The sequence below is a fragment of the Paenibacillus sp. genome, from assembly GCF_048976745.1.
Lineage (GTDB): Bacteria > Bacillota > Bacilli > Paenibacillales > Paenibacillaceae > Paenibacillus.
Genome location: NZ_JBHGUU010000024.1, coordinates 1 through 12,073, shown reverse-complemented (window position 1 = coordinate 12,073; position 12,073 = coordinate 1). Strand labels below are relative to the sequence as shown.

Genomic DNA, 12,073 nt, shown 5'->3' with positions numbered 1-12,073 from the left:
TTTACAAGGAAGAGGGTAGGACCCGTTCATGTTATTCTACGTACTTGCAGCTCTGGTACTGATCGTTCTTGCTCTTCTGTGGACAGGTGGTCTTTATTTTTTCAAAACCGCCATTCGCCGTACGCCAAAAACGTTTTTGGCGGATAATCCAAATCTGATGCCTGAACCGGACAATGAAATCATCAGCAGTGCTTCTGACCTGAAGTGGCTGGATGCTCAGCCTATCGAAGAAGTGTCTCTTCAATCGCATGATGGATTAAAACTGCATGGTACCTGGCTTCGTTCCAATAAGGGATCAGATCAGACAGTGATTCTGGCACATGGTTATTCGGGAAAAGGTAGAGAAATGGCTGGTTTTGCCCGATTTTATGCGGAAAAGCATGGGTATAACGTGTTAATGCCAGATGATCGGGGTCATGGCCGGAGTGAAGGTGATATCATCGGTTTTGGTTGGTTAGATCGGAAGGATTATGTCCAGTGGAGCAACTGGGTGCTTGAAAAAGTGGGCACAACAGGGGAAATCATATTGCACGGCATATCCATGGGAGGAGCAACCGTACTGATGACAGGTGGTGAAGCCCTGCCGACTCAGGTTAAAGCGATTGTGTCTGATTGTGCGTATACATCCGTGGAAGAAGAATTGACGTTCCAGTTAAAGCAATTATACAAGCTTCCTGCATTTCCGTTTATCCCTGTCACAAGTCTGATCTCCCGGTGGAAAGCAGGGTATTCCTTCAGAGAGGCTTCGGCTCTCAAGCAACTTTCCAAAGTCAACGTTCCTGTGCTGTTCATCCACGGTGAGGCTGATATGTTTGTACCAACGGAAATGGTGTACAGGTTGTATGAAGCTTGCCCTACCAAAAAGGAATTGCTGACCGTCCCCCGTGCGGGTCATGGCACAGCGTTTCAAGTTGATCGCACCGGATATGAAGCGGCCCTGGAATCCTTTATGAAGAAGAATCTGTCCCATCCAGAATTCGTAATCAATTGATTCTCGTATTGTATTATGGGTATTCATTGATATGACAGAATTAGCTTCTAAACTATGGGGGTGTCTTGATGGGAAATGAACAATTTGAGGCTGCACGAAAAGCAGAGGCAGGTTATCACTCCAACTTCTATCAGAATAATGAATTATTCGCCTCTGGTACTTGGATGTCCAGGCCAATGCCTATGGTTATGGATATGCTGGAACGTTTACTTGCTCACAAGGAGGAACTGCGTGTCCTCGATCTGGGATGCGGAGTAGGAAGGCATACGATACCGATTGCACAACGTCTTGCACAAACAAACAGTGAAGTCATCGGGGTAGATTTGCTGGACGAGGCCATAGATGGACTTCGCAAGTATGCGAAAGAATATCAGGTTGATCATCTCGTGAAGGCTGCGAAAGCAGACGTTGAGCATTATGCAATTGAGCCGAATTATTTTGACTATATAGCTGCTTGCTCATGTCTGGAACATGTATCGAATAAGCAAGCTTTCCTGGAAGCGTTAGAGCGATTGCAAGCAGGAACGCGAACAGGCGGCATTCATTGTATTACGATGAGTACCAATGTGGAGGAAAAAGAAATAAACTCAGGCCGTGAGATTGAGCCTTTAATTGAGCTGAACCTGCCTACAGCCGAAGCGTTTACTATACTGGAGAAGGCTTACAAAGGCTGGAATATTCTGCTTCAGGAACATGTCACACAGACGATTGAAGAGGAAAAGTATGATGAGCCGACACAATTTCGTTGTGAACTGCTTCGTTTCGCTGTGCAAAAGCAATAAATTCGCTGCCGGGACTGATAAAAGCCCCGGCACTCTTATTGTTCACTTGGAAGGGGAGAGTCAAGGATGAATACATACGTGATTGGGATGGATGGAGGGGGGAGCCACACCCGTGTGGCTGTCGCCGATCAGCATGGAAGGCTTTTATCCTATGTGCAAAAGGGTGGTTGCAATCGTTATCACGATATCCAGGCCGAACAACATGTGTTGGAAGGGATTGCTGAGGCTATAACACAGGCTGGACTTCAATCACATCAGATCGCTGTCATTCAGGCAGGAATGGCGGGTCTGAATCGGCCTGAAGATACGCTATGGGCCGAAGCATTAATTGCCCGAACCGGGATTACAGGCAGAATCAGTGCAGTAAACGACACACATATCGCACATACAGCCGCCTTTAACGGTGAGCCAGGCATTGTAGCCATTGGAGGTACAGGCTCTCTGATCCTTGGCAGAACGGAACAGGGCACTTGGCTCCGCAACGATCAGTTCGGTCATTATGCGCCAACAGCAGCGCGATTTTTGGCTTACGATACGGTGCATTCCATTCTCGTGGGACGTTATGAGGTGCAGGATCAAGAATGGATTGAGCAGGTTTTAACGTATTGGCATGTAAGCTCTGTTCGGGAGCTTGCTGAACTGGGAGTGTCTGGTTTTGCTGATAATCAGCAGGCTACTAATCGGAAATTTGGTCAAATGGCACCTCTGGTGACCGAAGCTGCAGCCCGGAATATTCCCCTTGCGGTTAGGGTATGTGACTCTGCTGCCGATACGGCTGTTGTCGGTATTCTCATGCTGGCATCCTGTTTCGATCAGCCAACAGTGTCCATGGCGATGACTGGAAGCTGTCTGAGTTCAACCTATATGGTGGGGGCTGTTCAGAAAGGTCTGGAAGCTGCATATAGGCCCGAAGGGAAAAAAATTCAGTACATAACCAGTAACGTGCCGGCAGTTGGGGGTGCACTGCTGGATGCCTATCATTTGGCGCAGATCAACGTATCGGATAACATCCCGACAGTGCTTCAATCGGAACTGACTCGTTATACGACTTGAACTTTGAGGGGTTAACGACTACAATACGATAACGGAAACAAGCAAGGTATAGGAGGAATAAGGGTGTTAATTAATTTGAAATCACGCATAGAAGAGCCGGTAGTACAGGAGCTGTTATCTTACTCGGTCTTTCCTGATCCGGATCATCTGAAACGTGCGTTAAAACAATATGTAGAGAATGACGAACTGCATCTGGCCGGATACGAAGCAGAGGAGCAATTGATCGGTCTGATCGGCTATGAGCATACTGGCTCAAGCGAGATCACCATCCACCATATAGCCATTCTGCCGGAGAACCGCTTCAAAAATTATGGTCGGGGCATGATTTCACAACTGCTGGAGAAATACAATCCTGACATTTTGATTGCAGAGACGGATCTGGAGGCCGTGGAGTTCTACCGGAATACGGGATTCGTCGTATATAGTCTGGGCGAACGGTATCCAGGTGTAGAGCGCTTCCGTTGTGTGCTTGAAAAAGAGGAAGATACAGACGAAGAGTAATGAAGATGCATTCTACTACTTTATAAAATATATAGAGCATACGTATTACAGGATGTTGGATTTGGCAATGAGCTGAGTCGGACGTCCTGTTTTTTTGTCGTTTTCATCAAAAAAAGCAGGAACAAAGTATTGCTTTTCAATATAGTTTCATTATAGAATAGTTTCACAGAAGAATAGTTCGTTAAGTGAACTATATCGCGAAAGGAGAATGATGAATGAACACACCGGATGCTGGAAGTTTGGTTAACCGCTATTTGGATGCTTCTTTCCTGGTAACCAAACGGTTTGATACCCAGATACGTGAACGTGTAGGGCAGATTTTGACGATGGATCAGTTCTGTTCACTCCGACTCATTAATGAGAAGCAGTCTTGTACACCCTCTGATCTGGCTGAGCTTCTGTGCATAGGCAAGAGCAGCATTACTGCTCTGGTCAACAAGCTGGTGGATCGTGATCTGGTCCATCGTGCCGGAGATGAACGTGACCGCAGGGTTGTGTATTTGACTCTGACAGAGACCGGAAGCCAGGTGTACAGGGAGACAGAACAGGAAATACAGCAGATTCTGGAGCCATATCTGGTTCATTTTACAGCGGAAGAGGTTCGGAATTTCATTGAATCTTTTGAGAAGCTTGCCGCTTTGTTATCGCATGAAGGAGGACAGGAGAACGAATGAGAACGATATTGAAAGCACGATGGTGGTTGATGGGGTTATGGGTAGTTGTAGCTGCCGTATTGATGTTTACTGCCCCTAACATGAGTGAACTGATTCGGGAAAAGGGACAGTTCTCAGTTCCTGAAGGTTACTCTTCCACGCAGGCAGCAGCGATTTTGAATGAAGCTGCAGCACAAGAGGGTGAACAGCAGGGCAGCCAGATTGCCCTTGTATTCTATAATCCCGATGGTCTGGGTACCACGGGGAAACAAGAGGCAGAGAAGGCCGTTAAGCAATTGGAGGCCGATAAGGAGAAGCTGGGCATTCTTTCCATTCTGGAACCTTTCTCTCAGCCTGAATTGTCCGAGAAGATGATCTCGGCTGATGGCAAAACGATTTTAACATCGCTTTCCATTGATCTGGGAGATCGCACGGTCAAAGAAATGCGGGAAGACCTGAATGAAGCATTGAAGTCCGTCAATGTGGAGCACTACATAACCGGTAAAGGTCTGATTGACGAGGATACCATTGAAAGTTCCCAAGAGGGGCTCAAGAAATCGGAATATATTACAGTTGTCTTTATTTTACTTATTCTGTTCCTGGTCTTCCGTTCGTTTGTAGCTCCGTTTGTACCGCTGCTGACGGTGGGTATCAGTTACATTGTATCACAACAGATTGTTGCATTTCTCGTGGATGGAGTCGACTTCCCGATATCGACGTTTACACAGATCTTTATGGTCGCCGTCATGTTCGGGATCGGTACGGATTACTGCATCCTGCTGATCAGTCGGTTCAAGGAAGAGCTGGCTCATCATGAGAATACATGGGATGCCATTATTGCGACCTATCGTACTGCTGGTAAAACGGTACTCTTCTCCGCACTAGCTGTGCTGGTTGGATTCATTGCGATCGGCTTTGCCCAGTTTATGTTGTATCGTTCTGCAGTTGCCGTAGCTGTGGGTATTGCTGTGATGATGCTTGCTTTGGTGACGATCGTTCCATTTTTCATGGCGGTACTTGGCAAGAAGTTATTCTGGCCTTCGAAGGGCTCACTGGAACATGCCGAGAGCAAGATCTATGGTGCAGCCGGCCGTTTCTCGCTGAAACGTCCATGGGCTGCGTTACTCATCGTTGCAGCAGTCTGTGTGCCCCTTCTCATGACGTACGACGGCAAATTGTCGTTCAACAGTCTGGATGAGATTGGGGAGAAATATGATTCCGTAAAAGCATTCAACATTATCTCCGATAGCTTTGGTCCGGGGGAATCGCTGCCAGGTCAGATCGTTATTCAGAACGATGAAGCGATGGATAATGCGAAGTATATGGCGGTTGCCGAGAAAATTAGCCGGGAAGTTGAGAAAGTAGCCGGGGTCTCTGGTGTCCGCAGCATGACACGACCTACGGGTGATGAGATCAAAGATTTTGAAGTTACACAGCAAGTGGGAACTTTATCGGATGGACTGGGTGAAGGCAAGACGGGTCTGGATAAAATCCGGGATGGCCTGAGTGAAGCCAGCAGTCAGCTAAGTAAAAATGAACCACAATTAAAAGAAGCTGCCGATGGAGCAGGGGAACTTACCAAAGGAACTTCCCAGTTGCAGACGGGTATCACACAACTCAGTGAGGGGCTTCAGCAGATCGAGAAAGGGATTCGAGATGGTTCTGCAGGTGCAGGGGATCTGAAAGCGGGACTTCAGCAAGCCAAAACGAGTGCAGATCAACTTGCGCAAGCGAACAATCAGTTACTCGAAGCCTATCGTCAGGCTGGAGCTGGTGTCGCTGCACTGGGGGAAGGAACTCGTGAACTGCAGCAACAGCTGAGCGGCGTTTCAACAGCGCTGACAAGTCTGTCCGAATCCTTCACAGCACTTGAAGAAAAATATCCTGATTTACAGCAAGATGCTGACTACCAGCGTATCAAAGGTACAATTGGTGAAACAGGTTCGGGTACAGCGCAGCTCGCTCAAGGTTTGGGTCAGATTCAGACCAAGCTGGGAGAAGCCGCTGCTGGAATTAATCAGGCCAATGAAGGATTTGCCTCCGCAGCAGCCGGGCAGAAGGCACTTGCCGATGGTCTGGGACAGATTGTAACGGGAATCAGTCAGCTTGAGACAGGTCTGAAACAGGCTGCTGATGGTCAAGGTAAAGTGATTAAGGAGATCCCTTCCATACAGAACGGACTTGGCCAGCTTCAGGGTGGTCAGGAGAAAATTCAGCAAGGTTTCTCGGATCTGAGTGGCCAGTTGACACAATTGACCGATGGACTGAACCAAAGTGTCGATGGTATTAAACAGGTTTCCGGAGGACTGGATTCGGCACAGGATTATCTGACACAACTACAGAATTCACCTGATTCCGATCTGGCAGGCTGGTACGTTCCGGAAGAAGCACTGAGCAACAAAGACTTCAAACAGGTATTTGATACGTATCTGTCCAAAGATCGAAAAACGATGACGATTGACGTTATTTTCGCCGAGAATCCATACGGCACAGAAGCCATTGATCGTGTTCCTGACATTGAAGCGGCTGTACATCGTGCAGTACAAGGCAGTACGCTTGAAAAAGCAGACATCGCCATAGGCGGAGTTACCAGTACGTTTGCAGATCTGCAAGAGATCTCGAATAACGACTATACACGTACTGTAATGCTGATGTTGGCGGGCACATTCATTATTCTGGTCGTGCTGCTTCGCTCGGTCATTATGCCGCTGTATCTAATCGTTTCCTTATTATTGGCTTATTTTACATCGATGGCGTTAACCGAAGTGGTGTTTGTTAATATCCTTGGGTTCGCAGGCATTAGCTGGGTTACTCCGTTCTTCGGATTTGTCATGCTGATTGCACTGGGTGTGGATTATAGCATCTTCCTGATGGATCGTTTCAATGAGAACAAAGGCATGAAAGTACAGGATGCCATGTTGTACGCGATGAAGAACATGGGGACCGTTATTCTATCTGCAGCGGTCATTCTGAGCGGTACATTTGCTGCCATGTATCCATCCGGTGTTCTTTCGATGATGCAGATTGCCACAGTAGTCCTTAGCGGACTGATCTTGTACTCTCTGTTGTTCTTGCCATTTTTCGTCCCAGTGATGGTGAAGATGTTTGGCCGGGCGAATTGGTGGCCGTTCCCTAACAAGGAACAGGCGGATTCCGCTGAGTCGGATCGGACCATAGGCATGTAATGCATTGTAATGGATTAGGCTCTGCCGCGTTTTGCGGCAGGGCTTTTTTCTTTTTTTCCTCCACAGAGAAGAAATATGATTTTATGCAAAAGAAAGGTGCATGCCTAAGGACACCATCCCGCGCCGTGTCTTGCCGCTCATCATAAGATATAGAGCAGTTCATTATGGTTCAGGAAATCACAGCAGAGAGGGGCGACGGGATGGTATATCGATATGTGGCTATAGGTGATTCATTAACGGTTGGTACAGGAGCGTTGCTGGGCACCGGCTTTGTTCCTTTATATCGGCGAATGGCGGAAATGAATGTTCGTACATTTGTATCCATGGAAAATATGGGCGTAAATGGACTGACGTCGGGGGGAATGTTACAGATGATCTCTTCGCATCCCCGAGTGCGGCAATCGCTGCGTGAAGCCGATATCATTACATTATCCATTGGCGGGAATGATCTGATTCGTACGTTTAAAGCAAGTAATGGCATTCCAAATGCCAGTAAAATGACACAGGTGCTTGGAGAAACCCGGAGTAATGTATCCCAGATCATGAGGCACATTCGGCAGTTAAAGGGCAACAATGAGTATATGGTCCGATCCATCGGATTGTACAACCCGTATCCACAAGCGACGGAAGCTGCGTATTGGGTGCGCCAGTATAATTCGTTTTTGAATGGAGTGGGATCAGGCAACTACGCGTGTGCTCAGGTGTATGACAGGTTTGAAGGTCATGAGCGTGAACTGTTGTTCTGGGACAGAGTACATCCCAATGCAAGAGGATATCGTGTCATTGCAGAGCAGCTTAATCGGACCGGATATTATCCGTTCTCTTGATCACTTTGGAACAGAGCTAGACCGAGCCATGGACTTCCTTTAAGATAAATAAAAGACAGTTCCATTTTGTGAGATAAAGGGGTTAATTTTGGTGCAAAACATCGATTCCGGTTCCCTCCATCATTCAGAGCAACAACGTATATCCGAAGTGTTGGCCGCATATGGTTTCACATCGGACTGGAAAGGCGAGCGTGGAAAGGGTGGGATGAATAATTCTACCTACATGCTCCATATAGACGGGACTCGTTACGTAATGAGACAATACGAAACACATAATGATCCGATGAAAATTGCCTTTGAACACGAGGTGCTGGAAGCCCTCCAACGTTCGAACTTTAAGCTTGATACACCTTCACCTGTAAGACGGTCATCTGACAAGGCCGGTACATTCCTTCCTGTAAAAGATACCCTCACAGGTCATACCAAAATGGCGACTCTGTTTCATTATCGGAAAGGTGTCAATCCGATCTGGCATAAGCCAGAGCAGTTATTTGGTCTCGGTAAAGCGGCGGGGGCCTTGTCTTCTGTTATGGCTACGCTGGATGTACCGCTTGAACCTGTGTATCCACCGTACTATCGAATTCAGGATGCTTATCCGCTCTGTTCACCAGAACGATTATTACAGCTATGCCAATCGCCGCCGGAGCAATTGGTCGCATGTGCGCATGAGCTGAAGCAACTGAGGGACACGCTGCCCGATCTGTTTGAAGCCCTGCGGGGAATGGAACAGCTGCCGCATCAATTGGTTCATGGGGATGTGAATGCTTCCAATGTATTGGCAGATCAGCAGGGTGGTGAAATCTGTGTCATTTTGGATTTTGAATTTGCGACATGGGATTTGCGGGTCATGGAGCTGGCTGTTCCGATGTCTGACCTTCTTACCATGGACAAGAGTGAAGATTGGATGTGGCAGGCACAAGAGGGACTGATCAGGGGATTTCGGGAACAGGTTAGCCTGCAACCGGAAGAGTTGTTAGCCATACCTCGATTGATTCTGCTACGCAGTCTGGATGTGGTCATGCATTTCATCAGTCGGATGTTTGAGGGGACAGATGATCCGGAGGTGGCTGTGGAACAGATTGTGATGCTCAAACAGCGGATGGACTGGATGCGTCTTCATGAGGAACGACTGCGTGAGATATTGGTATATTAATATCGTTGTTATGAATAAAGTGCACTGTTTCTGCTCATATGAGGGCAGAGATCAGTGCACTTTTATTGGTTAGAAGAGTGATATATGAGGATTACAGCGTATAGCGGATGACATTATAACCCACGTTTGCGGAACCAACTGCGGACAGCCCAGCGGCGCTCCTGACGTTTCTTGTATTTGGGCAACGAACGATATACGTTTAATGATTGCTCGTAAGCCTGCTTCGCATCTGCATTACGTCCGAGGGAACGATGAACCGATCCTAGCAGATAATAAGCTTCACTGGAAGAGGAATGAATCTCCTGAAACTGATGCACATAATCCAGCGCTTTGTCCTCATGCGTATCTTTGAAGACTCCAGCAAGAGTAAGGTACGGACGTCCGTACTTGACTCTGGGGTTGATCTCGAGGGCTTTTAAAATGTGACGTTCTCCCTGTTCGATGTTACCCAGATGAAGCTCAGTTGTCCCCAGCGCCTCCCAGTACTCAGCGGATTGCTCGTAGGGGTGCTCCAGTTCAAGCAATAAGGCATGTGCCTCACTATACCGCTTGCGCTCAATTAACAGACGAGCCAGTTCCAGCTTGGAAGAAACTTCATTGGGACTCATGGCGAGCTGCTGCCGAAGCCGGGAGATATTGCGTATACGCTTGAGAGGTTTCGTGAAGCTTGGGAACACCCCAACGTAACGACGATCCAGGAAATACAGGATAACGAGTAAAATGAGGATGGCAATGAACGGATTACCTACAATCCGCCATAGAAGGCCAAAAATAAGAAATTTAATAAGCACAGGTTCAACTCCATTTATGATGTAATCGCGTTTCGTACACTTAAAATATACTTCGATTGATCCAGCGGATTAACGCCTCTGCGTTTGCGAGCATGATTCACATCCGTAGGACAATCCTGGTATCCGGCAAACGAAGTGGTAAGCACCCCACGTCCGCCAGTCTCGGAACGCAGCTTCACCGGATAATCCATTGACGTTGCAAGAGGCATAAGTCCTTCAATCATACAGCGTCCGCTACCGATGACGGGGGCTTCGAAGGTTGCCCGCATATGTACCAGATCGCTGAGGGCCTTCCCGCCGTATTCCTCCGGGACCGTCAGCCGGAACTGAAGAAGGGGCTCCAGCAACGTGGTACCTGTTCTCGCTAATCCATCCATGATCCCCATGGGCGTGGCTACGACAAAATCCAGCGGATGTGTATGCCAGACATGATGTTCCCCTTCCACCAGCGTGATACGCAGATCGGTTACTTCCCAACCCAGCATACCCTGAGACAATGCTTCCGGAATTCGCCGTTCGACTTCATTTTGATAACGTAGCAGCAGATGATCCGTTCTTACGGTTGAGGTATAGATCAGACCACTTCCGCGAGGCAAGGGTTCAATCTTGAAGCGGAGGATGGCCCAGCACGGCTTGGGCATCGTATAAGCGATGTAACCTTCTCCAGCTGTACGAGGCGTTTCCTTATAGATTACGGATGGCGGATCAAACACAACATCCAAACCGAAACGACTCAGCAACAGGCTGGATAAAATCTCAAGCTGAATGGTTCCCATGACCTTGAGATGCAGTTCTCGTTCCTCCGGCAACCATTGCAGATCGAGTAAGGGGTCTTCGTCCGTCAACTCTTGCAATGCTGCAACAAGATCGGGGTAACGTGTCGGGTCCTTGCCATGTACTTGTACGGTCAGCAAAGGCACAGCCATCTGTGGCAGAGGAGGTACACCTTCAGGATTGCCGATAATGTCGCCCACATGTGTATCACTCAGTCCGAACAGCGCAGCAATCTGTCCCGCGTAAACGGCACCGGTATCCGCCCATTTTCGTCCATCCATGCGGCGAATCTGCGTCACTTTCTCTTCAAGCTCCCGCGTCGAATTATGGATGGTATCCCGATTGTGTAAGCTGCCACCATACATTCGGACGTAAGCCGTGCGTCCCATCGTGCGATCACGTTCGATCTTGAACACAACACCGGATACGGGAGAGTCCACTGGTTGTGCAGGTGCAGGCAGAAATGCAAGGACTGCGTCCAGCAATGCCGTGACGCCAATTCCTTTGCCAGAAGCGCCATAACATACGGGGAACATCTCACCTTGATGTACATATCGCAGAAACGCTTCATTTAGATCCCCTTGGGATAACGAAGTCTCTTGAATGTAGGCTTCCATGACTTCTTCATCCAGTTCAGCAAGTAGCTCGACCAGACCTGGGATCGGTGGTGTGTGATCTGACAGCGTATCTTGATTATGATTATTATTCCATAGGGAGCCGATGCCATGAAACGTATCTTCATGGAGTTGATACGTTTGGATTTCGCATGCGAAAGGGGACAGGGTGGAACGAATCTGCTCCATGACTGCTGGGGCAGATGCACCAATCCGATCCATTTTATTAATATAAATGATGGTTGGGATGCGAAGTGAACGAAGGGCATGCCATATGGTTTCACTCTGGGATTGAATTCCCTCTACTGCCGACAGAATGAGAATAGCGCCATCCATTACCCGAAGTGTCCGCTCTACTTCAGAGCTGAAATCAATATGTCCAGGCGTATCAATGAGGTCAATGATGGTGTTCTTCCAGATCAGAGAGGTCATGGCTGCCTGAACGGATATGCCACGTTCCTTTTCTATGTCCAGTGAATCTGTGGCTGTTGTTCCGTCATCTACACGTCCCGGACTGCGGACGACACCACTCTCAAATAACATATGCTCGGTGGTCGTTGTTTTCCCCGCATCCACATGGGCAAAGATGCCAATATTCCTGCGATTCAATTCGTTTAACATGGAATGCCAAGCTCCTCTGACAACGGAATGCAATATTTCCGACAAGTAATAATCCAGATGATCATACCACATCTTCCATATGGAAGAATATGTGGATATATATGATTAGGGCGTGTGTAAAAACAAGC

10 protein-coding genes are annotated in these 12,073 nt (G+C 47.9%); 8 read left to right on the top strand and 2 right to left on the bottom strand.

Annotated elements, in window-relative coordinates:
* Positions 1-28 precede the first annotated feature (28 nt).
* The 8 genes from ACE3K2_RS25970 to ACE3K2_RS25935 all read left to right on the top strand — a co-directional run bounded on the left by ACE3K2_RS25970 (position 29) and on the right by ACE3K2_RS25935 (position 9,145).
* Positions 29-991: an alpha/beta hydrolase gene (locus ACE3K2_RS25970; protein WP_421896913.1), complete on the top strand. Its 963-nt coding sequence runs from the start codon at positions 29-31 to the stop codon at positions 989-991.
* A gap of 68 nt (positions 992-1,059) precedes the next feature.
* Complete coding sequence (locus ACE3K2_RS25965) at positions 1,060-1,773, top strand: class I SAM-dependent methyltransferase (protein ID WP_421896910.1); 714 nt, start codon at positions 1,060-1,062, stop codon at positions 1,771-1,773.
* Between the two features lie 66 nt (positions 1,774-1,839).
* Positions 1,840-2,826 (top strand): N-acetylglucosamine kinase, encoded by a 987-nt coding sequence (locus ACE3K2_RS25960; protein ID WP_421896907.1) that lies wholly within the window; start codon positions 1,840-1,842, stop codon positions 2,824-2,826.
* 63 nt (positions 2,827-2,889) lie between these two features.
* Positions 2,890-3,327, top strand: coding sequence for a GNAT family N-acetyltransferase (locus ACE3K2_RS25955; protein ID WP_421896904.1), 438 nt, complete (start codon positions 2,890-2,892; stop codon positions 3,325-3,327).
* A 215-nt stretch (positions 3,328-3,542) separates the two neighbouring features.
* Entirely contained in the window at positions 3,543-4,001 is a 459-nt protein-coding gene (locus ACE3K2_RS25950) for a MarR family winged helix-turn-helix transcriptional regulator (RefSeq protein WP_421896901.1), read from the top strand.
* Positions 3,998-7,165 carry an MMPL family transporter gene (locus ACE3K2_RS25945; RefSeq protein WP_421896898.1) on the top strand — a complete coding sequence of 1,056 codons (3,168 nt, stop codon included), beginning with the start codon at positions 3,998-4,000 and terminating at the stop codon, positions 7,163-7,165. Before ACE3K2_RS25950 ends, ACE3K2_RS25945 begins: the two co-directional genes overlap by 4 nt.
* Before the next feature lie 164 nt (positions 7,166-7,329).
* Positions 7,330-7,992 carry a GDSL-type esterase/lipase family protein gene (locus ACE3K2_RS25940; protein WP_421896895.1) on the top strand — a complete coding sequence of 221 codons (663 nt, stop codon included), beginning with the start codon at positions 7,330-7,332 and terminating at the stop codon, positions 7,990-7,992.
* Positions 7,993-8,083: 91 nt separating this feature from the next.
* Complete coding sequence (locus tag ACE3K2_RS25935; protein WP_421896892.1) at positions 8,084-9,145, top strand: phosphotransferase; 1,062 nt, start codon at positions 8,084-8,086, stop codon at positions 9,143-9,145.
* A 113-nt stretch (positions 9,146-9,258) separates the two neighbouring features.
* On the opposite strand, the gene ACE3K2_RS25930 is transcribed toward ACE3K2_RS25935, so the two are convergent.
* The gene (locus tag ACE3K2_RS25930) at positions 9,259-9,936 is read right to left on the bottom strand and encodes a tetratricopeptide repeat protein (RefSeq protein WP_421896889.1); all 678 of its coding nucleotides are present in this window, start codon (positions 9,934-9,936) and stop codon (positions 9,259-9,261) included.
* A 14-nt stretch (positions 9,937-9,950) separates the two neighbouring features.
* Positions 9,951-11,945: a GTP-binding protein gene (locus ACE3K2_RS25925; protein WP_421896886.1), complete on the bottom strand. Its 1,995-nt coding sequence runs from the start codon at positions 11,943-11,945 to the stop codon at positions 9,951-9,953.
* Positions 11,946-12,073 lie beyond the last annotated feature (128 nt).

Bases quoted from the DNA above. Each gene is read 5' to 3' on its own strand.
- ACE3K2_RS25970 (WP_421896913.1), top strand. From the start codon at position 29: ATGTTATTCTACGTACTTGCAGCTCTGGTACTGATCGTTCTTGCTCTT.
- ACE3K2_RS25965 (WP_421896910.1), top strand. From the start codon at position 1,060: ATGGGAAATGAACAATTTGAGGCTGCACGAAAAGCAGAGGCAGGTTAT.
- ACE3K2_RS25960 (WP_421896907.1), top strand. From the start codon at position 1,840: ATGAATACATACGTGATTGGGATGGATGGAGGGGGGAGCCACACCCGT.
- ACE3K2_RS25950 (WP_421896901.1), top strand. From the start codon at position 3,543: ATGAACACACCGGATGCTGGAAGTTTGGTTAACCGCTATTTGGATGCT.
- ACE3K2_RS25945 (WP_421896898.1), top strand. From the start codon at position 3,998: ATGAGAACGATATTGAAAGCACGATGGTGGTTGATGGGGTTATGGGTA.
- ACE3K2_RS25940 (WP_421896895.1), top strand. From the start codon at position 7,330: ATGGTTCAGGAAATCACAGCAGAGAGGGGCGACGGGATGGTATATCGA.
- ACE3K2_RS25925 (WP_421896886.1), bottom strand. From the start codon at position 11,945: ATGTTAAACGAATTGAATCGCAGGAATATTGGCATCTTTGCCCATGTG.